The sequence below is a fragment of the Pseudidiomarina tainanensis genome, assembly GCF_900115255.1.
Taxonomy (GTDB): Bacteria; Pseudomonadota; Gammaproteobacteria; order Enterobacterales; family Alteromonadaceae; genus Pseudidiomarina; species Pseudidiomarina tainanensis.
The window spans coordinates 14,581-40,317 of record NZ_FOYU01000001.1; the positions used below are offsets into that span (position 1 = coordinate 14,581).

General features: G+C 46.0%; 26 protein-coding genes. 13 read left to right on the forward strand and 13 right to left on the reverse strand.

Going from position 1 to position 25,737, the window contains the following annotated elements:
• Positions 1-3 precede the first annotated feature (3 nt).
• Positions 4-1,605 carry a cryptochrome/photolyase family protein gene (locus BM292_RS00065; RefSeq protein ID WP_092854089.1) on the reverse strand — a complete coding sequence of 534 codons (1,602 nt, stop codon included), beginning with the start codon at positions 1,603-1,605 and terminating at the stop codon, positions 4-6.
• 121 nt (positions 1,606-1,726) lie between these two features.
• Here BM292_RS00065 and BM292_RS00070 point away from each other — a divergent pair, with 121 nt between their 5' ends.
• Positions 1,727-2,467, forward strand: coding sequence for a glycosyltransferase (locus BM292_RS00070; RefSeq protein ID WP_092854091.1), 741 nt, complete (start codon positions 1,727-1,729; stop codon positions 2,465-2,467).
• Positions 2,468-2,473: 6 nt separating this feature from the next.
• Positions 2,474-4,501 carry a lipid IV(A) 3-deoxy-D-manno-octulosonic acid transferase gene (gene waaA, locus BM292_RS00075; RefSeq protein ID WP_092854093.1) on the forward strand — a complete coding sequence of 676 codons (2,028 nt, stop codon included), beginning with the start codon at positions 2,474-2,476 and terminating at the stop codon, positions 4,499-4,501.
• Positions 4,502-4,524: 23 nt separating this feature from the next.
• Here waaA and BM292_RS00080 read toward each other — a convergent pair whose 3' ends face one another.
• The 4 genes from BM292_RS00080 to mutY all read right to left on the reverse strand — a co-directional run bounded on the left by BM292_RS00080 (position 4,525) and on the right by mutY (position 8,451).
• Entirely contained in the window at positions 4,525-5,778 is a 1,254-nt protein-coding gene (locus BM292_RS00080; RefSeq protein WP_092854095.1) for a glutamate-5-semialdehyde dehydrogenase, read from the reverse strand.
• Entirely contained in the window at positions 5,775-6,887 is a 1,113-nt protein-coding gene (gene proB / locus BM292_RS00085; protein ID WP_092854097.1) for a glutamate 5-kinase, read from the reverse strand. The genes BM292_RS00080 and proB overlap by 4 nt, the downstream gene beginning before the upstream one ends.
• A 188-nt stretch (positions 6,888-7,075) precedes the next feature.
• Positions 7,076-7,348: an oxidative damage protection protein gene (locus tag BM292_RS00090; protein ID WP_092854099.1), complete on the reverse strand. Its 273-nt coding sequence runs from the start codon at positions 7,346-7,348 to the stop codon at positions 7,076-7,078.
• Between the two features lie 89 nt (positions 7,349-7,437).
• On the reverse strand, positions 7,438-8,451 hold the full coding sequence (mutY, locus tag BM292_RS00095; RefSeq protein ID WP_092854101.1) for an A/G-specific adenine glycosylase: 1,014 nt from the start codon (positions 8,449-8,451) through the stop codon (positions 7,438-7,440).
• Between the two features lie 138 nt (positions 8,452-8,589).
• On the opposite strand from mutY, the gene BM292_RS00100 reads away from it, so the two are divergent.
• Both BM292_RS00100 and trmB read left to right on the forward strand, forming a co-directional pair.
• Positions 8,590-9,672, forward strand: coding sequence for an OmpA family protein (locus BM292_RS00100; protein WP_177203765.1), 1,083 nt, complete (start codon positions 8,590-8,592; stop codon positions 9,670-9,672).
• A 125-nt stretch (positions 9,673-9,797) separates the two neighbouring features.
• On the forward strand, positions 9,798-10,514 hold the full coding sequence (gene trmB, locus BM292_RS00105) for a tRNA (guanosine(46)-N7)-methyltransferase TrmB (RefSeq protein ID WP_092854105.1): 717 nt from the start codon (positions 9,798-9,800) through the stop codon (positions 10,512-10,514).
• Between the two features lie 11 nt (positions 10,515-10,525).
• Here the strand turns inward: trmB and hemW are convergent, their stop codons facing one another.
• Both hemW and rdgB read right to left on the reverse strand, forming a co-directional pair.
• Entirely contained in the window at positions 10,526-11,671 is a 1,146-nt protein-coding gene (gene hemW / locus BM292_RS00110) for a radical SAM family heme chaperone HemW (RefSeq protein ID WP_092854107.1), read from the reverse strand.
• Positions 11,668-12,264: an RdgB/HAM1 family non-canonical purine NTP pyrophosphatase gene (gene rdgB, locus BM292_RS00115; RefSeq protein ID WP_092854109.1), complete on the reverse strand. Its 597-nt coding sequence runs from the start codon at positions 12,262-12,264 to the stop codon at positions 11,668-11,670. The genes hemW and rdgB overlap by 4 nt, the downstream gene beginning before the upstream one ends.
• A gap of 73 nt (positions 12,265-12,337) precedes the next feature.
• Between rdgB and BM292_RS00120 the strand changes: the two genes are divergently transcribed.
• Entirely contained in the window at positions 12,338-14,077 is a 1,740-nt protein-coding gene (locus BM292_RS00120) for a potassium/proton antiporter (RefSeq protein ID WP_325049928.1), read from the forward strand.
• On the opposite strand, the gene BM292_RS00125 is transcribed toward BM292_RS00120, so the two are convergent.
• The 4 genes from BM292_RS00125 to BM292_RS00140 are packed head-to-tail and all read right to left on the reverse strand — an operon-like array spanning position 14,078 to position 16,623.
• Positions 14,078-14,515: a DUF4426 domain-containing protein gene (locus BM292_RS00125; RefSeq protein ID WP_092854113.1), complete on the reverse strand. Its 438-nt coding sequence runs from the start codon at positions 14,513-14,515 to the stop codon at positions 14,078-14,080.
• On the reverse strand, positions 14,512-15,063 hold the full coding sequence (locus BM292_RS00130; protein WP_092854115.1) for a YggT family protein: 552 nt from the start codon (positions 15,061-15,063) through the stop codon (positions 14,512-14,514). The genes BM292_RS00125 and BM292_RS00130 overlap by 4 nt, the downstream gene beginning before the upstream one ends.
• Positions 15,064-15,085: 22 nt before the next feature.
• Positions 15,086-15,913, reverse strand: a complete 828-nt coding sequence (gene proC, locus BM292_RS00135; protein WP_092854117.1) for a pyrroline-5-carboxylate reductase — start codon at positions 15,911-15,913, stop codon at positions 15,086-15,088.
• Positions 15,910-16,623: a YggS family pyridoxal phosphate-dependent enzyme gene (locus BM292_RS00140; RefSeq protein WP_092854119.1), complete on the reverse strand. Its 714-nt coding sequence runs from the start codon at positions 16,621-16,623 to the stop codon at positions 15,910-15,912. The genes proC and BM292_RS00140 overlap by 4 nt, the downstream gene beginning before the upstream one ends.
• Positions 16,624-16,657: 34 nt before the next feature.
• Here BM292_RS00140 and BM292_RS00145 point away from each other — a divergent pair, with 34 nt between their 5' ends.
• From BM292_RS00145 to tsaD, 3 genes are all read left to right on the forward strand, one after another.
• Complete coding sequence (locus tag BM292_RS00145; RefSeq protein ID WP_092854121.1) at positions 16,658-17,692, forward strand: type IV pilus twitching motility protein PilT; 1,035 nt, start codon at positions 16,658-16,660, stop codon at positions 17,690-17,692.
• 2 nt (positions 17,693-17,694) lie between these two features.
• Positions 17,695-18,810 (forward strand): PilT/PilU family type 4a pilus ATPase, encoded by a 1,116-nt coding sequence (locus BM292_RS00150; protein WP_092854123.1) that lies wholly within the window; start codon positions 17,695-17,697, stop codon positions 18,808-18,810.
• A gap of 62 nt (positions 18,811-18,872) precedes the next feature.
• Positions 18,873-19,895, forward strand: coding sequence for a tRNA (adenosine(37)-N6)-threonylcarbamoyltransferase complex transferase subunit TsaD (tsaD, locus tag BM292_RS00155; protein WP_092854125.1), 1,023 nt, complete (start codon positions 18,873-18,875; stop codon positions 19,893-19,895).
• Positions 19,896-19,899: 4 nt separating this feature from the next.
• Here the strand turns inward: tsaD and plsY are convergent, their stop codons facing one another.
• Positions 19,900-20,490, reverse strand: coding sequence for a glycerol-3-phosphate 1-O-acyltransferase PlsY (gene plsY, locus BM292_RS00160; RefSeq protein ID WP_092854127.1), 591 nt, complete (start codon positions 20,488-20,490; stop codon positions 19,900-19,902).
• Between the two features lie 121 nt (positions 20,491-20,611).
• Here plsY and folB point away from each other — a divergent pair, with 121 nt between their 5' ends.
• Genes folB through BM292_RS00175 form a run of 3 tightly spaced genes read left to right on the forward strand, consistent with a single transcriptional unit; the run spans position 20,612 to position 22,302 of the window.
• Positions 20,612-20,965, forward strand: coding sequence for a dihydroneopterin aldolase (gene folB, locus BM292_RS00165; RefSeq protein WP_092854129.1), 354 nt, complete (start codon positions 20,612-20,614; stop codon positions 20,963-20,965).
• On the forward strand, positions 20,962-21,492 hold the full coding sequence (folK, locus tag BM292_RS00170; RefSeq protein ID WP_092854131.1) for a 2-amino-4-hydroxy-6-hydroxymethyldihydropteridine diphosphokinase: 531 nt from the start codon (positions 20,962-20,964) through the stop codon (positions 21,490-21,492). The genes folB and folK overlap by 4 nt, the downstream gene beginning before the upstream one ends.
• A 15-nt stretch (positions 21,493-21,507) precedes the next feature.
• Entirely contained in the window at positions 21,508-22,302 is a 795-nt protein-coding gene (locus BM292_RS00175) for an undecaprenyl-diphosphate phosphatase (protein WP_092854133.1), read from the forward strand.
• On the opposite strand, the gene BM292_RS00180 is transcribed toward BM292_RS00175, so the two are convergent.
• A complete protein-coding gene (locus tag BM292_RS00180) occupies positions 22,295-23,410 on the reverse strand; it encodes a tRNA nucleotidyltransferase/poly(A) polymerase-related protein (RefSeq protein ID WP_092854135.1) in 1,116 nt (371 codons plus the stop codon). The genes BM292_RS00175 and BM292_RS00180 overlap by 8 nt on opposite strands.
• A 104-nt stretch (positions 23,411-23,514) precedes the next feature.
• On the opposite strand from BM292_RS00180, the gene BM292_RS00185 reads away from it, so the two are divergent.
• Positions 23,515-24,966, forward strand: coding sequence for an ExeA family protein (locus BM292_RS00185; RefSeq protein ID WP_092854137.1), 1,452 nt, complete (start codon positions 23,515-23,517; stop codon positions 24,964-24,966).
• A complete protein-coding gene (locus tag BM292_RS00190) occupies positions 24,966-25,682 on the forward strand; it encodes a general secretion pathway protein GspB (protein WP_092854139.1) in 717 nt (238 codons plus the stop codon). Before BM292_RS00185 ends, BM292_RS00190 begins: the two co-directional genes overlap by 1 nt.
• Positions 25,683-25,737: the final 55 nt, after the last annotated feature.

A 25,737-nucleotide genomic window follows, 5' to 3' on the forward strand; every position in this document is an offset into this window, starting at 1 on the left:
CCTTTATAACGAGTCGATCTGCGATAAATAAAAGCGAGCTTGTTTTAATAACTCTTGTTTATCCGATTCATCACGCTTATCCCATTGATTTAAGATTAGCCCCATTCGTCCATTATTACGAAGCTGTTTTTTATGAGTTTCAATAAAGTGCCAATATAGGCTGTTAAAAGGACAAGCATTTTCACCAACTCGTTGGTTCACATCGTAATGACAACTCTGGCAATAATTCGACATTTTATTGATATAAGAACCACTCGAGATGTATGGCTTAGTCGCGAGAATACCACCATCAGCAAACTGACTCATGCCGCGAGTATTGGGTAATTCTACCCATTGTAAGGCATCGATATAGATACCCAGATACCATGCATCTACCTCATCAGGAGCAACGCCACTAAGCAGGGCAAAGTTGCCGGTAACCATGAGACGCTGAATGTGATGCGCATAGCTAAACTTTAGCGACTGCTCGATACTCTTCGCCATGCATTGCATTTTTGTTTTAGCAGTCCAATAGTAGGCTGGTAGCTTTGCGCTATGCTCGAAGAAGTTGGTGGTAGAATAGTTCGGCATATGGTGCCAATAAATCGCTCTAATGAACTCTCGCCAACCAATAATTTGCCTTACGAAACCCTCAATTTGAGCCTCGTTAACTTGTGCGCGATGGTCTTGCCAATAATTAATTGCTCGTTCGACAACCTCACGGGGAGAGAGCATTTTCGTGTTTAATGAAAACGATAGACGCGCGTGAAATAACGACCAGTAGTCAGTATGCATGGCATCCTGATAACGGCCGAAATTCGCCAATAGTTTATCGATAAAGTAGTCGAGTAGTTGCCGCGATTCTGCTCGGGTGGTGGGCCAAATAAAACGCTCAGGGTCAATCTCACCAATCGTTTTAACCTGAGCTTTCGTCAGCATTGCAACAATGTCGGTCACGTCGTGAGAGAACATCAATGGAGCTGGCACATCGTGCTTATCTGCTAACTTATGACGATTTTCTTTATCGAAATTCCACTTGCCTCCGATGGGTTTGTCATGCTCCATCAGATAGCCGGATTGTTTGCGAATGCGTCGATAAAAGGATTCCATCAAAAAATTATCTTTACCAGGAAACCAGTCATGCAAAACACTGCGTTGTGTTAAGAAATGCTCAGTATCGAACCAGCTCACTTGAATGGATTGCTGCTCAGCCCAAGCTTGCAAATAGCAGTCTACTCGATATTCGTCAGGTTGTTGAAGGTGAACATGGGCGACACTCGGCAGCTTTTCTAATAAGCCAGTTAAGTTTTTGGTCACGCTTTGGTGATTGTGTGGGTCGTCAAGGCGTATATATAAAACAGAATGCCCAGCCGTGCTTAATGCCTGCGCAAAGTTACGCATTGCAGCGAAAAAACCAACAACTTTTTGAATGTGATGGTTCGCATAATCCGTTTCTTCACACACTTCCATAAGAATAATCAAGCGTTGTGGGTTAACGGTTTTAAACCAACTATGACTCGCATTTAATTGATCACCCAAAACCAATGCGAGGCTGGTAATCGAATCGTCAGGCAGGTGATTAAAATCAAAACTGCCGATTGCGTGAGAGGTGGAATGGCTGGTCATCTGTTAAATCTACGCTAAGTTATAGGGAATCATTGCTAAATACGTGTTTTAACATAGCGAGATCACTGAAAATTTGGCATTATGCGTCTATTAAATTAGTTAACCCTCAGGCAGGAACATCATGCAGCCAGTTAATATTATTTGTATCAAATGGGGCAACAAATACGGCTCGGATTACGTCAATACCTTGTATTCGATGGTGAGTCGCAATATTTCATTGCCATATCGTTTTGTTTGCTTCACTGATGACGCAGAAGGTATTCGCGATGAAGTTGAAGTAAAGCCAATTCCGGAGATTGGTTTTGAAGATTTTGACCAGCGCAAGCCATGGACGTTTGCGCATGGATGGCTGAAATTAACCTGTTTCGCCGATCCGCTCTATGATTTACAAGGACAGACGCTGTTCCTTGATCTTGATATCGTCATTGTGGGTAGCTTAGACGAGTTCTTTGAACCTGAAGGTGATTTTTTAGTTATCAAAGAGTGGGATAAATCAGATGCGACCGGAAATACGTCAGTATTCCGTTTCAATATCGGTGCTCACGTTGATGCTTTGGAACATTTGAAAGCCGATCCAGTTGGCTCTCGTAAAGATGTGCGTAATGAGCAAGAATTTATTACTCAATTCGTTGCCCGCCAAGGGAAATTGAAGTATTGGCCTGCGCAGTGGTGCCGTAGCTTTAAACGCCATTGTTTGCGTCCATTCCCGTTAAGTTTCTTTCAGCAGCCGCGGATTCCTGAGGGCGCTAAAGTGATTATTTTCCATGGTCGCCCACATCCAGATGATGCTGTTGCCGGACGTAGCGGCAAATGGTACCGCAAGGTACTGCCAACGACGTGGATTAAAGACTACTGGCGTTAAGCGGGAATGACTTTTTGGTATAAGCTGCTTATTCGCCTCGCGATACCTTTGGTTTTTATATACCTTTGGTTACGTGGGGCGAAAGCGCCTGCTTACCGCAAGCGATGGGCTGAGCGACTTGCTCGTCAGAATGTTCCAGCACAAGCACGTGACGGTCTCGTTATCCATTGTGTTTCGGTGGGGGAAACTGTAGCCGCGCGAGGCCTGATCGAAAGCACCTTAAACGTTTACCCGCATTTGTCGGTGACGCTGACCTCCATGACGCCTACAGCTGCTGAAATGGCTTATAAACTCTTCGCCGATCGCGTCTTTCATTATTATTTACCGATAGATACCCCCGCCGCAGTATCGCGTTTTCTCGATAAGCTAAGCCCGCGGTTGATAGTCATTCTTGAAACAGAAGTTTGGCCGTGTCTGGTAGAACAGTGCCGGCAGCGTGATCTACAGATGTTGGTTGTCAACGCACGTATGTCAGAGCGCTCAATGAAAGGTTATCAGAAGTACCGTTGGTTACTTGGTCCAATTTGGCAAAAGTTGGACTTTGTCGCTGCGCAGAACGAAGTAAGTGCGGAACGGTTTCTATCGCTTGGCGTCCCATCTGATATGCTCGCTGTGCGCGGCAACCTGAAACATGATTTTCAAATACCTGAACACGTACAGCACGAGGCCAAGCGTTGGCGCGATACTTTAAGCCGCCCCGTGCTGGTTGCTGCAAGTACACATGATGGTGAAGACGCACAAATTCTTGAAGCCTTTAAGGTAACACTTAAGCAATATCCGCAAGCTCTCTTGATTTTAGTGCCACGTCATCCGGAGCGTTTCGATGCAGTCGCACGTTTGGTAAAACAGCAGCAATTCAATTTGGTTAGGCGCAGCGATAAGCAGACTGTGCAATCGACACATCAAGTGTTTCTTGCTGACTCTATGGGCGAGTTATTGCTTTGGTATGCGGTCGCTGATGTTGCTTTTGTTGGCGGGAGTTTGATTGAGCGAGGAGGGCACAATCCTCTTGAACCAATCGCAACCAAAACCCCCGTTGTTTCAGGCATGAATGTATTCAATTTCGACGAGATTTATGCACGTTTAAAAGCCGCCCATGGCGTGCAAATGGTTGCTAACTCAGAAGAACTCGCGGACATTTGGTGTACTTGGCTGACTCATCCTGAACAAGCAGCTGCTTGCGCCGAACAAGCGTTTAACGAGTTTGCCAACGATCAAGGGGCAACGGCGACCATTTTAGAAGATATCAAACGGTTTTTACCGTCGACAGAGACGGCTGGAACAGTGAGGACAATGTCGATGATTAAAACAATTAACCCGAATAGCAACACAGAAATTTGGTACGACCCAGCTATTCTTGATGATTGTACGACCGAACATTTTGAAGCTGGATATTGGCAGCGCTTGAATAAAGTGAAGGGCTCCGCTACGGGCCGCAGTACGGCATTTTTTGTTGATGCAGGCACACATGGTTTATTGCTGCGGCATTATTATCGCGGTGGCTTAGTCGGTAAATTTAATAAGGATCGGTTCAAGCGCGAGCCGATTGCAAGCAGCCGCGCGATGGCAGAATTCTCGTTATTATTGAAACTGCGAGAATTAAACTTGCCAGTACCGCGCCCAGTTGCGGCGCAATTTACCAAAGCGCCGATATGGGGTTATCGAGCCGATATCTTGGTTGAAGTGATTCCTGGTGCACAAGATGTATTTAAACTGCTGTTACAACAACCACTGACAAGCGCCCACTGGCAACTTCTCGGTGAAACCATTCGACAGCTTCATGATGCGGGCGTTTATCACTCTGATTTAAACTGCCATAACATCATGCTCGATGATACAGGCAAGTGTTGGATAGTCGATTTTGATAAGTGCGGTTTCAGAGCTTTTGGAGAGTGGCGCGAGGCTAACTTGCAGCGTCTGCTTCGTTCATTGAATAAAGAGCTGACGAAAGCAAAAGAAGCCAATCAAGCGTTCCACTTTGATGAAACACGAGACTGGCCTCTATTGGTTCAAGGGTATGGAGCGAGCCTATAGCTCCAGCACATCGCGAGTAATCATTACTCGCGAATTTGCCCCGTTCCAGTGACCACAAATTTCTCAGTGGTAAGCGCTTGCAAACCCATTGGGCCATAAGCATGCAGCTTACTGGTAGAAATACCAATTTCAGCACCGAGACCCAATTGACCGCCATCACTAAAGCGCGATGAAGCATTTGCCATAGTGACTGCAGAATCCACTTCACGAATGAAACGGTCGGCTGCTTGTTTGTTTTCAGTCACAATAACTTCTGTATGACCGCTACCGAAGTTGTGAATGTGATCCAACGCTTGGTCGAAATCACCAACTGTTTTAACTGCAATTTCAAGTGCGAGATATTCTTCGCCAAATGCGTCATCAGCGATAACATCGGCATTTTCAAAATAGCTGGCCGAAGCTGCATCAGAGTGAATAATCACGTTCTTCTCCGCTAACGCTTTCGCAGCAGCTGGCAAAAATTTCGACGCAATCTCTTGATGAACGACTAATCCTTCCAGAGCATTACAGACACCTGTACGCTGCGTCTTGCCATTGAGCAAAATGTTTAAAGCTGTATCAACGTTTGCATCTTTATCAACGTAGAGATGACAAACGCCTTTGTAGTGCTGAATTACAGGGATCTTACTGTTATCGCTCACGAAGTGAATTAAGCCTTCACCACCACGTGGAATGACGAGGTCGATGTATTTGTCCTGCTTTAGCAGTTCATTCATTAGCTCACGATCGGGCGATGGCACAACAGTAATGACATCTTCAGGTAACTCGCTTTCACGTAAAGCCTGGTGCAATGCCTCAGCAATTGCTTTACTGGTTTCGATAGCCTCGCGACCACAACGAAGGATCACAGCGTTACCAGACTTAAAGCATAGCGCTCCGGCATCTGCTGTAACATTCGGGCGCGCCTCATAGATCATGCAGATGACACCAAGCGGAATGCGCATTTTATCAACTTGAATGCCATTCGGTCGTGTTTCAAAATGGTGGCGTTCGCCAACCGGGTCAGCCAGTTCAATAATTTCTTCAATTGCAGTAGCCATGCCCTCAATACGTTCATCATTGAGCTGCAAGCGGTCTAACATTGCATCAGATAGACCTTTGTCTTTTCCTGCAACCATGTCCTTTTCGTTGACCGCTAAGATGTTACTTTTTGCGGCTCTGATGGCGTCGGCCATACGTTGCAATACTTGATTCTTCTTTGCTTCTGATAAGTTTGCAACGGCTCGCGCAGCAACCGCTGCACGTTTGGAAATTTGTTCTGCTAACTGAGTACTCATTCGTCCTCCAGTATCATTAAATCATTACTTTCGATTACTTCTGAAATTGGGCTATAACCATATGCTTCAGCGATTTCGCTGATGTCTTGCCCTTTGATATGCATGAGTTCGTGCGAGCTGTACTGGCAAATACCTTTACCAATAGCGTCTGCGGTACTGCCACATCGAATCACTACCGCGTCACCGCGATTGAAGTCGCCTTGAACGTCCACAATACCGCTGGTTGTAAGAGACTCGCCACGACTCAATGCCGCCGCCGATTCCTCATCAATAACAAGCTCACCTTGTGAAATTAATGTATGGCGTAACCAATGCTTCTTGTTACTCATTGGATCTTGCTGGCGCTTAAACAATGTTCCCGGATTCTGACCACGTAACATATGTTCGAAGGTTGCACCTTTGCGACCATTCACAATATAAGTGTCGATACCGTGTGACGTTGCTTTCTCGGCTGCCTCGATTTTGGTACGCATGCCACCGGTTGCAATCTTGTTGGTTGTACCACCGGCGAGTGCAAAAATTTCCTCGGTTATTTCATCTACCTGAGGAATTTTTTTCGCATCCGGCTTTACTCGCGGATCGGCGTCAAACAAACCGTCAATGTCTGAACAAATAAACAATGCATCGGCATCAACTAACGTCGCAACCATTGCGGCGAGATTATCATTATCGCCAACTTTCATTTCATCGGTCGCGAGCGCATCGTTCTCATTAACGATTGGTAATACATCGTGTTCTAACAATGTTCGAAGTGTGTTTCGAATGCTGACATAACGAGCTCTATCACGTAAGTCACCATGCGTCATAAGTACTTGAGCGCATGGGAAATCGAAAAAACGTGACCAATTCGCCATCATGTCGTTTTGTCCAACAGCTGCCATCGCTTTCTTAATGGTCACCGGGAGTTGATCGCCGTCAAAACTGATATGTTTTCTGCCGGCTGCAGCACTGCCCGATGAAACAAGGACTATTTCCTGTCCACGTTCATGACACTCAATAATAAATCGAGCGATAGCTAATAAATACTTACTGCTCGTTCCTGTATCGTCTGGTGCAATCAACGCACTGCCTACTTTTAGTACAGCACGTTGCCAGGAAGGCATCTCCATAACTTCTCCCTCTTGAAAAATTCGTATGTAGTCTAACAGATTTAAGGCTGTTTCTCTAGTTGACAGGGATAAGTGATGGAAATGCCCATTATATAAGGCATAAAATAAGGAAATAGGACTATTCTTGATGAATACTTTACTTTTTTTAAACATAAAAAAGCCCCGCTTAGCGGGGCTTTGAAGGATATTTATTTGGCGGGAGGGGTGTAACCTTCTATATCGACGTCTTTGCCCTCAAATAAGAATGCTTGCATTTGCTCTTCAAGAAACGTTCGAGCTTGCGGGTCCATGAGGTTTAAGCGCTTTTCGTTAATCAACATCGTCTGCTTTTTTTGCCACTCAGCCCATGCTTGTTTAGAAATGCTGTTGAAAATTTTCTCACCTAGTTCACCTGGGTAAAGTTGAAAATCTAACCCTTCAGCTTCTTTCTTTAGGTATTCACAATATACAGTACGGCTCATGACAACCCCATTTGATTTTAAATTTGTATCTTATTTTACGGCGTTGCAGTAAGCGAATGCAAACTTACATCATCGTTAAATACGTATATTTATGTACGTAACGTATTAAGATATTTACGTATGGGTGTTGGTAATCCATAGCTTTCAATTTCATCTAAATGCACACGCGTAGCACCGTTTGGAATCGATTGCGCAAACACTGTTGCATCAAGCTTATAGTGAGAAAATACATGTTTAAATTTGCCGTGAATCGTAGCATTTTTTGGTGGCTCATCCGTTTCGGGCAGGCACCAGAGTCGTGGCCATATACCGTCAGCAGATCGCTGGACTAAAACAACGCCGTCGGAAGTTAAATCAAGCAAGAAATTTCCGCTACGCGTCGGTATTTTCGATTTCATCTTTTTCGTTGGCAAAATTTGTACACGATCGGTTGCATAGGCGTTACAACTTTCTTGTAACGGACATTCCTGACATGACGGCGCTCGAGGCGTACAAACTGTGGCACCCAGATCAAGCAGAGCTTGTGCATAACGTCGACTGTCAGTAACTGGTGTGTATTGTTCTGCTAACGACCAAATCGTCTTATTTGTCTTGGCCGAACTAATTTCACCCTCAATACCAAAGTAACGGCTAAACAACCGTTTGACGTTGCCATCTACGATGGCTGCCGGTTTATTGAATGCAAAGGCTGAAATTGCTCCTGCTGTGTATGGCCCAACCCCAGGTACCTCTCTGAGCTCGTCGACATTGTCAGGTAATTGTCCGGCAAACTCGTCAACCACATAACGCGCGGCTTTGTGTAGATTCCTGGCTCGTGAGTAATAACCGAGACCTTGCCATTGCGTCATCACCGCATCCTCTGACGCTGTCGCTAAATCTTCAATGGTGGGGAAGTGTTGCAACCAACGCTCAAAGTAGGGAATTACCGTAGCGACTTGTGTTTGCTGCAACATTAGCTCACTAACTAAGACTCGATACGGGGTGATATTTATCTGCCATGGGAGGTCATTGCGACCATACTGACGTTGCCAGTTTGTTACGGTTGCACTGAACTCAAGAGGGTTTAGAGGCGTACTTGTAGGGCTAGAAGTCTTATCAATCATGAATATTTTGTAAGTTAATGGTTAAAAAAGTCGCAAAAAAACGGTAAAGCCCCGTCGCGTCAGGCTTTTTTTTTATTTTTGTACTATAATGCAACCACGTTATTAAATCGGCCTATGAGAAAACATAAGGAGCATCTCATGAAACGGTTATCAATGGTATCTGCAGCTGTTATTTCTTCTTTAATCGCTGCACCAGTCATGGCATTCGAAGGCGATGAGCCGGGTAGTATTTATGTTGGGCCTCGTATTGGGGTATTTGGCACCGATTCAGACCGTCGGGTTATTGAAAATAATCAAGTACAATCATTCGGTGGTGGTTTTGATTCGCTCATGGGTGGTTTAGAAGTTGGTTATCAATTCACTCCAGAGTGGGGTTATCGCGTGTATTATGATTATTTGCGCGGTGATTTAGAAACTTCGAGCGATGATTCGACCGGCAGCGCCTATGGTGTAGATTTAATTTATAACTTCACCTCAAATGTATACGGTGCAATTGGTATTAACTCAACCGAGTTTAGCGATATCAAAAACCGTTTCGTGCGCGTTGGTGCAGGTTATAAAGAGTTTTTAAACGATAATTGGGCAATCTCCTTTGAAGGAGCCGTGCAACAGAGCGATGGTGACTTAACTGAATTCATGCTAATGACCGGTTTGCGTTACTACTTTGGTGGTTCAACTGCATCAACCTATACCAAACCAGAGCCTGCTCCGGCACCAGAACCAGCCCCTGCGCCAGTTGCTCCAGTAGCAAAAGACTCTGATGGCGACGGCGTCAATGATGACATGGACAAGTGTCCAAATACTCGAGCTGGTTACAAAGTCGATGCAGAAGGCTGTGTTATGTATGCAAATGAGACAGTAACTCGTGAGTTAGTGGTAACTTTTGCGTTAAATTCAGACGAAATTCCAGCTTCGCAGAAATCTGATATTGCAGACACAGCTGAGTTCTTGAAAGAGTATCCACAGCTAACCGTGGTTATCGAAGGTCATACCGATGACACTGGTGCTGCAACATATAACCAGCAGTTGTCTGAGCGTCGTGCGAAATCGGTTGGTAATAGTTTGATCAACGATTTCGGTATTGCAGCTTCTCGAGTAACAACAGAAGGTTACGGCGAGAGTCGTCCGAAGTATCCGAATAATTCAGCGGAAAATCGCGCGAAGAACCGTCGTATCGAAGCTGTTATGTCAGTGACTAAACAGGTTCCTGTTCAAGAATAATTCAACGATTATTCTACTTTTAAAGGCACGCCAAACTTGCGTTTGGCGTGCCTTTTTGCATAATGAGCGCCGCAAATTTAAACTTTTAAGATTCACTTGATCGCGCATTAACACACAGAGGCACCATGAGCTCAGAGAATTTAGAAAAGGCCCAAGCTGAAGGAAAGTACATTCGGAAAATCCGCAGTTTTGTTAAGCGTGAAGGTCGTTTAACCAAAGGTCAGGCTGCCGCTCTTGAACGAAGCTGGCCAACCATGGGGTTAACGCACGATCAAGGATTGCTTGATTTAACCGATGTGTTTGGTCGTCAAGCCCCCACAGTATTGGAAATTGGGTTTGGTATGGGCAAATCGCTGGTTGCCATGGCCGCCGCCGCACCAGAAAAAAACTTCATTGGTATTGAAGTGCATCGACCAGGTGTCGGCGCTTGTCTAATGGACGCCGAAGAAGCTGGCTTAACCAACTTGCGTGTTTTTGAGCATGATGCCGTGGAAGTGCTCGAAGATTGTATTGCTGACGGTAGCTTGTCGACTGTACAAGTTTATTTCCCAGATCCGTGGCATAAGAAGCGTCATCATAAACGCCGTTTAATTCAGCCTGAGTTTGTTGAGCTATTACGCCGCAAGTTGGCTATCGGTGGCATCATTCATCTGGCAACCGATTGGGAGAATTATGCCGAGCATATGTTAGAAGTGATGAATTCTGCGAAGCAATGGCGTAATTTGTCAGAAACGAATACTTATATTCCGAGACCATCGGAGCGGCCATTGACTAAGTTTGAGCAACGTGGCGAGCGCTTGGGACACGGTGTGTGGGATTTGAAATTTGAACGGGTAGAATAACCCGTTCAAATCTATACGAGTAAGTCGAGAACACTATTAAGAAAGCGTCGTCCTAGCGGTGTCGTTTCCCAATAATCCACCTGATCAATCACCAGCTGTTTCGCGATGGCGTCAGTGAGGAGTGCATCCGCCACTGAGCTTGATAAGCCGGTTAAGTCTTCAAATGACGATTTTGGTACCGGTTCTAATAAGCGGAAGTAATTCATAAAAAACTCGAACGGACGCTCATCTGCGTCCACGAGCCACTCTTTATAACGTAGCGCTCGGGTAAGATCGAGATAACCTTGTGGATGCTTTATTTTTTCGCAACGAACAATTTCACCAGCTGCGGGTAAGGTAATTTTGCTGTGCGCACCGCAACCAATGCCAAGATAATCGCCAAACATCCAATAGTTGCGATTATGTTTACTCTGGTGCCCGATTTTTGCATAGGCGCTAACTTCATACTGCTGATAACCCGCGGCAACTAATCTGTCATGTCCGTGTTCTTGTATGCGCCATAACTCATCATCTTCTGGGAGTTGCGGTGGGCGGCTAGCAAATGCCGTATTTGGTTCTATGGTCAGCTGATACCAAGAAATATGAGGTGGGTTCAGCGCAATAACACCATCCAAATCTGCCATTGCATCCGCTAGAGATTGACCCGGTAAGCCGTGCATCAAATCAAGATTATAACTAGTTAAGTTTAATTTCGAAGCATGCTCGGCGGCGACGATTGCTTGTTGCGGATCGTGTATTCGACCTAGCGCTTGGAGCTGCTCGTTTTGCAAACTTTGTACGCCTATTGATAATCGCGTGATGCCTGCGTCGACAAATCCTGAAAAGCGCTCTGTTTCAAAGGTACCTGGATTTGCTTCTAAGGTGATCTCACAGTCAGGCTGCAGGGGAATTAACGCACTGATGCCATCCAAGAGTTGTTTGATACTGCTGGCGCTAAACAGGCTTGGTGTGCCACCACCGATAAAAATGCTTGAGAGACTGCGTCCTTGAACCCAACCTAAGTCAGCTCGTAAGTCATCCAGTAATCGGGCAACATAAATTGCCTCGGGAATATCATGTTTTAAAGCATGTGAATTAAAGTCACAATATGGACACTTTTGAATGCACCAAGGTATGTGGACATACAAAGATAGCGGCGGCAATTTGAGGTGGCTCATAGGGACGCCTGTAGTTGCTTAACGAACTGGCGTAAAGCTTGCCCACGGTGGCTGAGTTGTTGTTTTTGAGCTGTGCTAAGTTGTGCTGCCGTACAATTTAGTTCGGGTATCCAAAATACTGGGTCATAACCGAAACCTTGTTCGCCTTGCGGTGTTGTCGCAATCATCCCATCCCATCGTCCATGACAGATAATTGGCGTCGGGTCGTTAGCATGACGCAAATAGGCAAGAACACAGTGAAAGCTTGCTTGGCGTTGTTCTGGTGCGGTGTCTTTTAGTGTATCTAACAACTTTTCGATATTATCCTGATCATTGCATTCAGGCCCAGCATAACGGGCAGAGTAGATACCGGGAGCTCCTTGCAACGCGTTAACGGCTAGCCCTGAATCATCAGCTAAAGCTGGCAAACCGGTATGCTGTGCAGCATGTCGCGCCTTGAGGATTGCATTTTCGATGAAGGTCAATCCGGTTTCTTCGGCCTCGGCAAAATGCCATGCAGACTGAGGTCTGACGTTCCAACCAAACGGCTGTAACAGCGCCTCCAATTCAACGACTTTGCCTTTGTTACCAGTAGCTAAAACCAATTCTTGCATGAATTTTTCACCCGAATTTTATATTTGCCTGTTATTATACGGGTCATAAGCATTGTGACCAAGGAGAGAAAATTTGACCAGCATTACTGGAATCATGCTGTTGATGGGTTCACTGCTGCTAATTAGCATTTTAGCAGCTGTTGTTTCTAATCGACTCGGTGCCCCCTTGCTTCTAACTTTTCTGGTTGTAGGAATGTTAGCAGGTGAAGAGGGCGTGCTTGGCATTGAATTTAGTAATCCAGAGCTGGCTTTTTTCATTGGTTCGCTAGCGCTCGTCATTATTCTCTTTGACGGGGGCATGCGCACGCACAAAGAGCGTTTTCGAGTTGCTCTGTGGCCAGCGATTAGTCTCGCTACTGTTGGTGTAGCTTTAACTTGCGCATTAACAGCTTCAGGGGTTGTATGGCTGTTTGACTTACCATGGCCAACTGCATTGCTGATTGGTGCTATTCTCAGTTCGACCGACGCGGCTGCGGTATTCAGTATTTTTCAATCGCAAAATCTGCGCATCAAACAACGGGTTGCTTCAACACTTGAAATTGAATCAGGTACTAACGATCCGATGGCGATTATTCTAACCATGACGCTGACTTCGATTATTGCGTCGGCAGAGAGTTTCTCGATAGGTTGGGTGAGTCTTGATATTGTTCAACAGGTTGTCTTTGGATATTTTGCCGGCTGGGTTGGTGGTAGAGCATTCGTTTGGATTGCGCAAAAAATCTCCGTTCAGTTTTCCTTTTTCCCTTTATTAGCGGCGGCATCAGCTGTGGTTATTTTTGCCATGACATCGGGTATAGGTGGTAGTGGCTACCTTGCTGTTTATTTGATGGGCTACAAAATTGGCAACTCACGATTACCGCAATTACCTCACATTTTGCAGGTACAAGACGGTCTCGCGTGGCTGAGTCAAATCATGATGTTCTTAATACTGGGGTTGTTGGTAACGCCTTCGCACTTAATGGAGTATTGGACTTTGTCACTCAGTGTCGCGGTGTTAATGATATTTGTCGCGCGGCCGTTAGCAGTATTAATTAGTCTCATCCCTTTTGTATTTCCGTGGCGCGAACAAGTGTTCATTAGCTGGGTTGGGTTACGCGGCGCGGTACCCATTATTTTGGCGCTCTATCCATGGTTAACTGGGGTTCCTAACCAAGAGCTTTATTTTGATATTGCTTTTATGGTGGTCATGGTCTCGCTGATTGTGCAGGGCTGGTCACTTGCGCCGATGGCACGCTGGCTAGGTCTCGAAGTTCCGGCTCCGGCCGAGCCAGATAGACGGATGCCGTTAGATCGCGTTGGCAGTAAAGATCCGATGGAAGTCTGGGCTTATCAAATTAGTGAGCGCTCACCGGCTTGTGATCATCATTGGGATGAATTGCGTTGGAATGTTGACGTTGAGTTTGTCGGCATTATTCGTGATGGTGAGTGGTTACTGCCGAAAAGTCAGCCCGTTTTGCAAGAGTCTGATACCGTGATTGTTGTTGCGAAACTCAAACATGTCGATGCCATAAGTCGTGTACTTGCCGCTGGTGGTAAACCCACTGAATTGCAGAGTAGCCAATTCTTTGGTGATTTCACTTTGCGTGGCGAATTAATGTTGAAAGACGTTGCTAGCTTTTATCCAGTCGGTGATCTCGATAGTAGACTACTCGGTATGTCCATACATGAGTACTTCACGGAGAGATTCCATCGTCGCGTGGTCATTGGTGACCAATTACAACTTGAGCGAGTCATATTAACGGTGCGAGACGTTACTGACGATGGCTTTATCAAGCAAGTAGGTGTGAAACTGCTAGAAGAAAAGACCAACTAATTAGTTGGCCCAAAACTCTTTATGAAAACGCAATTCTTGCGTCTGGTCACCTTGTTTAATTGTGATAAAAAACCGCAATGTTTCAAGATTAGAGAAGCGGGTTTGAGCTAGATAATACACCGCTTCACCCTCAATAACTTCATTGAAGTCTAGCGTTTGTTGTTGGCTCAATGGGTTCATCACATAGCCTGAAATCTCTACCTGTTGCGCCGGTTTTCCTGGCGCCGTGGCATCAAGCACCGAAATATTCAAGGTGGCTAACGTTGCACTTCGCGATAGCCCATACTGAGCCGCCATTTCAGGGCGCAACAAAGTTGAATTGAAGGCATTGTAGTGTACTTCCCAAGCGCCTAACCGCTTACTTTGTTCTGCTTGAAGATCGTTACTGCCCAAGCCAATCAGAAAAATTGTGAAAACAGTGATGAAAATCTGCTTCATAATCCCATTCCTAAACCAAACAGATTACCCAACAATATGCGGATAAATTGAATCGCAACAATCAATACTAGTACGGATAAGTCAAGGCCGCCAATGGGCGGAATAATGCGACGAATCGGTGCCAAGAATGGTTGGGTTAATTGCTCAATCATTGCCATCATCGGATTATAACCGCGGTTAAACCAGCTCATAATTGCCATAATGATAACTAACCAAAAGAGCAATGACAGAAACTGAAATAGCACAACGGCTAACCCCATCAGCAAGGTGTCGCTGAACATTGGTGTCATACCGGCGGCGATGTTGGAAAGGATAAGGATTTTACCAATACCAACCAGATAGGCCAGAACCATCGTCGCAATATCCCACTGGCCGACCATTGGTAAAAAGCTCCGCAACGGTTTTACAATCGGGTTTGTTACTTTCACGACAAACTGACTCATTGGGTTAAAGTAATCAGCCCGTGCAGCCTGCATCCAAATGCGGAGCAACACAACGATTAGGAATAAATCAAAGACAATCTCAACCAAAAAGCGTAATGCGTTCATAAAGCTTCTCTAGATAAATGAATTAAAACAGTTTAGCCATTTCTTGGTTACGTTGCACTGCTGCCTTTACGGCTTGTCCCGAAATGTCATCAATATCTGCGGCTTGATAAACTTCAATGCCTTTCGCAGTTGAACCACCCTTACTGGTCACCTGTTTACGTAACTCTTCGAGCTCTAACTTGCTGGCGATAGCCATTTCAGCTGCACCCAATGCGGTTTGTTGCACCATTTGACGTGCTTTGTCACGGTCGAATCCGAGCGCTGTTGCTGCTTTCTGTAAACTCGCCATAAACTCGAAAAAGTATGCAGGACCGCTGCCTGCAACCGCACCGAGAATATCTAATTCATCTTCGTCAGCGACCCACAGAGTGGCGCCAACACCATCAAAAGCGTCGGTTATAAATGCTTTGTCAGCTTCGGATACACGGTCATCCGCAACGAGGCCTGACATACCTTTGCCCACGAGCGATGGTGTATTCGGCATCACCCGAATCATACGAATGTTTTCGCCTAAATATTGACGATATTTTTCGATTCGAATACCGGCAGCGATAGTGACGATTAACTTTTTGTCTAGATTTGCAACTTGTTGCTTCAGGGTGGCACAAACATCCGCCATGAGCTGAGGCTTGACTGACAGCACAATCACATCTGCAGCTTCAGCGACGACTTGGTTGTCTTGGCTAGTATGTACTTGCAAGGTGGTTTTTAGCTTGTCGAGTTTTTCTGGACTCGGATTGCTGACATAAATGTGATCACTTGGGTAGCCACTTTTGACCATGCCTCCGACAATACTTTGAGTCATATTCCCGGCGCCGATAAAGGCGATTTTACGAGGCGAAGTTGTCATGCAAGGTCTCCTGTATTTTTGGGTGTTTGGGCACGAGCGCCAAATATTGCGGTGCCAATTCGAATCATAGTGGCTCCCGCTGCGATAGCGTATGGCCAGTCACCGCTCATGCCCATTGATAAGGTATCCACTTGTTTATATTGGGACTGTAAGTCTAAAAACAACCGCTGCATTGCGGCAAAGCTTGCTCCGGAGTCACTTGGATTCGATTGCGCGGCAGGTATTGTCATTAATCCGCGCAATTGTAATTGTGGGAAATTGCTAATAGTCGCTGCAAGCTCATTGATTTCGGAGGGCGCTACACCAGCTTTTGATTGCTCATCATCGATATTCACCTGAATAAGTACATTTAACGGTGGTAAATGTGCGGGTCGTTGCTCCGCTAAGCGGCGAGCAATTTTGACGCGATCGACGCTATGAACCCATGCGAAATTCTCAGCGATATCACGTGTCTTATTAGACTGAATAGGACCAATAAAATGCCAGGTAATGTCGTATTCCGACAATTGCATAATCTTTGCAATTGCCTCTTGTACATAGTTTTCGCCGAAGTCGTGGTGGCCGGCGGCATAGGCCGAGACGATATCTGATGCGGGTTTAGTTTTACTTACCGCAATTAATTTTACCCGATTTGGCACGATTTCATGCTGCTCACAAACGCGAGCAATTTCATTACGGACTTCTTTTATGCGTTCAGCTATGCTATTCATCAATTGCTAAAACTCACTTACAAGAGGCTGTTATATGGATATCACTGAGTTACTCAGTTTCGCTGTTAAACATAAATCGTCAGACTTACATTTATCAGCTGATTCGCCTCCTATGATACGGGTAGACGGTGACGTTCGTAAAATAAATATCCCTGCGCTTAGCCATAAACAAGTGCAAGAGCTGGTGTACGACATCATGAATGATCGCCAGCGTAAAGAATACGAGCAAAACTTAGAATGCGATTTTTCATTTGAAGTTCCGGACCTAGCGCGCTTTCGGGTTAACGCCTTTGTCCAGAATCGAGGCGCTGGTGCTGTATTTCGGACTATCCCGAGTGAAGTACTCACACTAGAGCAACTGGGCGCTCCAGAAATCTTCAAAACTATTTCAGAAAATCCGCGTGGGTTGGTGTTGGTCACAGGGCCGACTGGCTCAGGTAAATCAACCACGTTAGCGGCGATGATCGATTACATCAATGAAAGTAAATATCATCATATTTTGACCATTGAAGACCCAATCGAATTTGTGCACAAGAACAAGCGTAGCCTGATCAACCAACGTGAAGTGCATCGTGACACCCATAGTTTTAATAATGCATTGCGCTCGGCATTGCGTGAAGACCCTGACGTCATCCTCGTGGGTGAGATGCGAGACCTTGAAACCATTCGACTGGCGATGACCGCCGCGGAAACGGGTCACTTAGTATTTGGTACGCTCCATACCACGTCTGCACCAAAAACTATTGACCGTATTGTTGACGTATTTCCCGGCGATGAGAAGCCGATGATTCGCTCGATGCTTTCAGAGTCACTGCGTGCCGTCATTTCGCAAACACTATTGAAAAAAGTTGGCGGTGGCCGTGTCGCCGCGCACGAAATTATGATTGCGACCTCTGCGATTAAAAACTTGATTCGCGAAGATAAGATCGCACAAATGTATTCATCGATTCAAACCGGTGCAGCGCATGGGATGCAAACACTCGATCAATGCTTGCAGAACCTGCTGAACCAAGGCCTCGTTTCTCGTGCCGACGCGAAAGCAAAAGCCGCGAATAAGGACTCTTTCTAACCATGGTTTTAGATAAATTATTAAAAATAATGGTGGAGCGAAATAGCTCGGATCTATTTATTTCAGCGGGCTTGCCACCGAGTGCAAAAATTAATGGTGAATTAACCCCATTAACTGAACAAAAACTCAGTGATAACGCGGCTTTAGCAATTGTAAAAGAAGCTCTTGGCGATAAACATCTGAAAGAATTCATGGATGAGAAAGAGTCAAATTTTGCGATTTTTAGAGAGGGAATTGGGCGTTTCCGAGTCAGCGCGTTTTGGCAGCGTCAACGTGCTGGCATGGTCGTGCGTCGAATCGTCACTGAAATTCCGACGGTTGAAGAGCTTAAATTACCAGAAGTATTGACGAAGTTAATCATGAACAAGCGCGGCTTGATGTTGGTTGTTGGTGGCACTGGCACCGGTAAATCAACCACGTTGGCAGCATTGATAGGGTATCGCAATCAAAACTCCAAAGGTCACATTTTAACGATTGAAGACCCGGTTGAATTTGTTCATGAACATGCCAAGTCAATGGTGACGCAGCGCGAGGTGGGTAGCGATACCGAATCGTTTGAAGCGGCTTTAAAAAGCTCATTACGGCAAGCGCCAGACGTGATTCTTGTGGGTGAGATTCGTTCGCAAGAAACAATGGAGTACGCACTTACTTTCGCTGAAACGGGTCACTTGTGTGTCGCCACATTGCACGCCAATAACGCCAACCAAGCCATTGAACGAATCATGCACATGGTTCCGAAAGAGAAAATTGGTAAATTGATGTTCGATCTTTCGTTGAACTTGCGTGGCATTGTGGCGCAACAGCTTATTCCGACCATTGATGGTGGCCGAGTTGCGGCAATCGAAATTTTACTCAATAGCCCAATTGTTGCAGAAAAAATCGCAACCAACGATATGGGTGAAATTAAAGAAATTATGGCGAAATCACGCGAACTCGGCATGCAAACTTTTGACCAAGCGTTGTTTGATCTCTACAAAGCTGGCCGCATCAGTTATGACGAAGCATTACGTCATGCCGATGCGCCGAATGATCTACGTTTACGTATAAAACTAAGTGGCGATAGTAATGCCAGCGACGATGATAGCGCGTTGCAAGGAGCAACGGTCGATCTCGACTGACTTTGACGAAAATCTGGGGTAAACTGTGCGCCGCTTTTTACACCAGATTTTTGAGGCTTAACATGCGTGTGCTTGGAATAGAAACGTCCTGTGATGAAACCGGTATTGCAATCTATGATACCGACCAAGGTTTATTAGCACACCAGTTATATTCGCAGGTTAAACTACACGCTGATTACGGTGGCGTGGTGCCAGAATTGGCGTCACGCGACCATGTCCGCAAAACGCTTCCGCTAATTCAAAAAGCGCTCACTGACGCAAATTTATCAGCTGATGATATTGATGGTGTTGCTTATACCGCAGGACCAGGGCTTGTCGGTGCTTTGTTAGTCGGCTCATGTATTGGCCGTAGTCTGGCATTCGGTTGGAATATTCCAGCAATCGCGGTTCACCACATGGAAGGACATTTGCTCGCACCGATGTTAGAGGATAACCCGCCGGCATTTCCGTTTGTCGCTTTGTTAGTCTCGGGTGGACATACACAACTCGTGCAGGTTGATGGCGTCGGTAAATACACCTTGTTGGGCGAGTCTGTTGATGATGCCGCTGGCGAAGCTTTCGATAAAACTGCGAAATTGATGGGACTTGATTACCCAGGCGGACCGCGACTTGCTAAAATGGCCGAGCAAGGTTTGCCAAACAAGTACAAGTTCCCGCGTCCAATGACCGACCGCCCTGGGTTAGATTTTTCTTTCAGCGGTTTAAAAACTTTTGCAGCAAATACGATTGCCGCTACCGACGGTTCACCGCAACAACTTGCCGATGTGGCGCGCGCATTTCAGGATGCTGTTGTTGATACTTTAGTGATTAAATGTCGTCGTGCTTTGGAACAGACTGGCTTAAAAAGGTTGGTGGTTGCTGGAGGGGTGAGTGCGAATAAACATTTACGCGAGCAGCTAGCTGAATTTGCCGATCGTATTGGCGGCCAAGTATTCTTTCCACGCCCAGAATTTTGTACTGATAATGGCGCCATGATCGCATTTGCTGGCGCGCAACGCTTATTAGCTGGCGAGCGAACTGATATTGCTGTGAAAACATTCCCTCGCTGGCCACTGGCAGAACTCTCGGAACCGAGTGGCTCGTAATCGATTAATCGTTTCGGCGAGTTCGTTGTTCTTGGCCGCTGCGTAAACGAACAATATTCGATTGGTGACGCCACATGATTAACACCGAAATCATGATGACTGGAACTGTATACTGAGGTTTTATCCAAAACGCATAAAACGGTGCCAAACTTACCGTTACTAGTGCCGCCATTGATGACACTCGACTGATTCTAAATACCACCAGCCAAGTCGCAATCAACAGCAATGCCATTTCCCATGCAACTGGAAACATTGCGCCCAGCGCTGTTGCTACTGCTTTACCGCCGCGAAAATGGAAGTAAAGTGGAAAAATATGCCCAAGACAGGCTGCAACAGCGATGATTCCGAGGTAGAAGGGCTCTATTCCAAGAAAATATGAGCCCCATACCGGAATCATACCTTTTAGAACATCAAACCATAATGTTAACGCTGCTGGAAGTTTCCCACCTAAGCGATAAACATTGGTAGCACCGGGATTGTTGGAACCAGACGTGCGGGGATCGGGTAAACCGAATAAGCGACAAATCAGAACAGCACTGCTAATAGAGCCGAACAAATAGGCTGAAATAATCGCTAATATTATCAGGGCACCCATAGCTGACTCACTTAAGTTGACGACAGAGTTTTGCCGTTTGCTTCTGGTTCGCTTTCCGTTACTATGCAAACCCATAGCATAAGTGCTTTAGCGTTGAATTTCTATTGATACGGACTCTTCCATGGATAAAGTTTTTATTGAGGGCTTAGTCGTCGATGCATTTATTGGCGTCTACGATTGGGAACACGAGCAAACACAACCATTAATATTAGATTTGGAAATGGATTGGGACAATCGTAAAGCAGCTTTGTCAGAGCAACTTCAAGATGCATTAGATTATGATGCCTTGAGCCAAGCCATTATTCAGCTAATTCAGGCGCGTCCGCGTGCTCTTATCGAAACCGTCGCCGAAGAAATAGCGACCTTGGTGCTTGAAAAGTTTCATGCGCCACGTGTTCGAGTAAAAGTGAGCAAACCCCAGGCAGTTGCCGCCGCTCGTCAAACAGCTGTTGAAATTATCAGGCTAGCGCAGTGAGTTGGGTTTGGTTTGGTATCGGCAGTAATCGTGACCGCGAGCATTTTATTAAAGCGGGCATTTGTGCGTTGCATGACACTTTTGCAAGTGAGCAGCGGCCGCTGTTCGTATCACGGGTATTTGAAAGCGATTCTGTAGGTTTTACAGGTAGTCGTTTTTATAATCTGGTTGCCTGTGTAGAGACCGACCTTTCGATTAATGAAATTCAGACAATCTGTAAGACCATAGAGAAAGCTCATGGCCATGATGGTAGTGCAACCCGATTTAGTCCCCGCACCCTCGATATTGACATGCTGATGTACGATACTGTGGTTAGCGCTGCACCAGTGCAATTGCCACGCGCCGAAATTTTAACCAACGCGTTTGTGTTATGGCCGCTAGCTGAATTGAGCCCGGACGTGCGTCATCCGATTACCAATAAAACATTTACCGAACATTGGTCAAATTATTCTGGTGAACAAAAACTAGAGCCGATATCCTTAGCGTTTGAACCGCTACCTTACCTTATTATTGACCATTCACATTAGAAGGACGTTTGTACTGTGAGCATTTGGGAAGCTATCATTCTTGCTTTAATTCAAGGGTTTACCGAGTTTCTACCGATATCTAGCTCGGCACATCTTATTTTGCCTTCGCAGTTATTTGGTTGGGAAGATCAAGGGTTAGCTTTTGATGTTGCAGTGCACGTAGGTACCTTATTAGCGGTCATGTTGTATTTCCGTCAAGAAGTAGGGCAGCTATTGGTCAACTGGTTTGGGAGTTTGCGTGGACAACATAATGCGCATAGTCGTCTCGCTTGGTTGATTATCTGGGGAACTATCCCCGCCGGACTAGCCGGCTTGCTGGGCAATGATTTAATCGAAAATTTTGCGCGGTCGGCGTTGGTTATTGCAACCAGCACTGTCGCATTTGGGTTATTGCTTTGGTACGCCGATGTGCGTGCGTCACAGCAGCAAACTATTGAACAATTGTCGTTAAAACAAGTATTGATTATTGGCGCCGCGCAAGCACTCGCGCTGATTCCAGGTACCTCGCGTTCAGGCATCACCATGACTGCAGGCATGATGCTCGGTTTGACAAAAACCGACGCAGCGCGGTTTAGTTTCCTGCTGTCCATTCCGATTATTATTATGGCCGGTGGCTATCAAGGCATGAAATTAGTGCAACAATCAGAAGCGGTTGCATGGTCAGCAATTATCCTTGGTGTTGTCGCATCTTTTATTGCAGCTTATGTTTGTATTCACGTGTTTTTGCAGGTGATTAGCCGCATGGGCATGCTGCCGTTCGTCATCTATCGGTTAGCACTTGGCGCCGTGTTATTCGCTTTCTTTATTTAGTTTGCGACCAGCAATGGCGCATTGCGGTTAACCGTGCTGCGCTTACTGCCTCGCCAATGGCGGGGCCTTTGAGTTCAATACCATTTTGTTGAGCAGTAGCAATCACATCACCAGCCTTAACCTGCTGCGCTTGTGCGAATGCTCGTTGCACTCGCTCAATATCAGCCTGCACCATACCGAGCGCTTGCCATATAAAAAGCAACTCATGGACAATGTTTGGGCGTCGCCAGCCGTCAACCTTACTAATGGCATGAAATGCCCATGACGCGTCGACTTTTTCTGTTTGTTTCCAGTTCAGTTTTCGAGCCGCCATCGCAATATCGGCATAGTTATTGGGAACTTTTAGTCGTTCGTGGAGCTTGGCAAGTTCAGTAACTGACAATGAGTAACAACTGAGTGCCCAAGCTGAAGAAGGATTAGGTGCCGTTTCTAGCTGGGCTATGTAACATTTGAGCTGGTTAATATTAATGTTGGATTGTAATTCGTGATACCACGGCTCAAATGCCTCACTTTGTTGTAATACCTGCCAAAAAACGTGCGGCGACGTGGTCGCCATAGCTTTTTCAGTTTCCCGCCAAACGCGTTCCGCCGCGAGTGTTTTGAGCTCACCACTATGACTGATTTTGCGCATCAGTTGTAATGTATCAGAAGCAACGGTAAAGCCATCGCTTGCAAAGCGAGCAGCGAAGCGGGCGACACGTAATATTCTTAGCGGATCTTCCGCAAAAGCTGAAGACACATGGCGTAGTGTTTTAGCTTTGAGATCATTAACGCCACCATAGGGGTCAATGAGCTTGCCATCTGCAGATTGTGCAATAGCATTAATAGTTAAATCGCGACGGATTAAATCATCCTCTAAGGTAACGTCGGGGGCGGCATAAATTGTAAAGCCAGTGTAGCCTGCTCCAGATTTACGTTCGGTGCGGGCAAGAGCATATTCTTCGCCAGTTTGCGGGTGCAAAAATACCGGAAAGTCTTTGCCGACTTGGCGGAAACCTTGCGCAAGCATATCTTCTGGGCGCGCGCCTACTACCACGTAGTCGCGTTCATGAACGAACTTACCTAAGAGTTGATCACGCACTGCACCACCGACGAGATAAACTTCCACATTTGCTCCTTTTGCTTTTTAATGATCATCGCGAATCACTAGCTCTGATGCAAGCGAGTCGTTACACTGTTTCATACTATAACTATTAATGCAGCGAAGTTGCCATGTATCTCAATTATTTTGGATTGCACACCGAGCCATTCTCAATTGCACCCGATCCACAATTCTTATATCTCAGTGAGCGCCATCAAGAAGCGCTCGCACATCTCAGTTATGGTTTGCAAGGTAGCGGCGGTTTTATCTTACTGACCGGCGAAGTCGGCACCGGGAAAACGACCGTTTCGCGTGCACTATTAGAACAACTTCCGGAGCAAACCCGTACCGCATTCATCTTAAACCCAATGTTGAACTCAGATGAATTGCTGGCAACGCTTTGCGATGAGTTTGGTATTGAGTACAACAAAAGCCAGGTAACAGCGAAGCAACTAACCGATAAACTCAGCCAATTTTTACTCGAGGCTCATGCGCAAAATCAACAGTGTGTGGTGTTAATTGATGAAGCGCAGCATTTGCAACCACAGGTACTTGAGCAACTAAGGCTACTGACGAATTTAGAAACGAATCAGCACAAATTGCTGCGGGTTATACTAATTGGTCAACCGGAATTACAAGATTTATTGCGCCGGCGCGAATTACGTCAGCTAGCGCAGCGTATAACGGCTCGTTATCACCTGTTACCGCTGCAATTGGCTGATTCTGAACGCTACATTAATTATCGGTTACAGGTAGCCGGCGCGCAGCGCGGATTATTTGACAAGAAAGCTATTAAAAAAGTCCATCAGGCAAGTGAAGGCATTCCGCGTCGATTAAACTTACTTTGTGACCGCGCTTTGCTTGCGGCTTATAACGAGCAACTGCCGGTAGTATCGGTGCGTCATATTCAAATTGCCACGAACGAATTAGACGGTCCAGTACCGCAGCATAGAGCTCGTGGTCAGTTCGGTTGGCTACAGTTATTAGCGGCTTGTGTTGTGATTGCGGGATTAACTGGATTAGGAAACTGGTATTGGCGCCAGGTTGAAACGCCACAATCAATGGCTGTGTCGACGCCGACGAATAAATCGGGAATTGAGTTGTTGGCACAGGCTTGGAGACTTCCGAATCCACCGCAGCAACAAGCTTTTTGTGAATGGATCCAGTCGTTTGAATTACTTTGCCTAGGCGGGAGTGCGCGTCTCGATCAAATTCTTATCCCGGAAATCCCAGCGCTGTTGACGTTACAAGATGGCGCGTATCAGTTGGTAAACGATAAAGCCGCTACACCAAATAGTGATTGGACAGGTGAGTTCGTGATTGTGATTGCGCAGCCGCCAGGCTATTTCGACGGTGATGCTGAAGAGGAACAGTCCGTGTATCAACAATGGCTGGCGCAGCAGTTACTCAAGCATGGTGCTGATCGACGCGAGGAAGTCACCGCGCAAATTCGACATGTGCAGCAGCAAGCTGGTGTGAAAGTCACGGGTCAACTGGATGCACTAACATTGGCATGGTTGAGTGCTAATGACACGACATCAGGTCCGCGCTTAGCTGATACTCAAATTTTGGAGGGGCGTTAATGTCTTCCGTACTTAAAGCGTTGCGCAATCAACAGTCGCCGCTGTTGCAGCAACCGGGGTCGATCGCTCTGCAGTCTGCGCAACAAGGCACCGGTATTCTGATAAAATTATTTATTGCGGTGGCGGTCATTTTCATCGCTGGCGTTTCGGGGTGGTTAATTAGTCAGCAATTGATGAATAACGCTTCCGGCACGCATTCGGCAGTATCACAAGATGAACAACCAGTAACGGCGCCAGCGCAATATCAGCTCGGCTCTGTGGTCGCTATTATTCAGCCCAATTGGCGTATTGAGACAGAAGTAGAGCCTGAAGTGACAGAGCAATCTGGCGAAGAATTAATCAGTGCAGCAGAACAGCAAGCCGACAGCTCGGTCGTGAACGATAATCAAGCGATTGACCTCAATCAAATTTCTCCCGAAATGCTCAGTGCGTTCGAAAGCGCATTAGGGGAACAGGGAGAAAATTTAAGTGTGGTGCCAACGCTGGCGCAATTAAACCCTAGCTTTCAGCGTTCAATTCCAAGCTTTAGCTACGATGGGCACCAATATTCCTCCCGTCCTAACTCGCGTTGGATTGAGTTTAGTGGCATCCGCTTATTTGAAGGCGAAAGTTATCAAGGTTTGACAATCTTAGCTATCGCACCTGCACACGTGGTGCTGTCAAAAAATGATCAAGCTTTTCAGCAACCCGCCTTAGAAGACTGGACAAAGCCATAACGAATCTGTTATTAAAACACCTGTTTAAATCTACTGTTTGATTTCACCGTGAAAT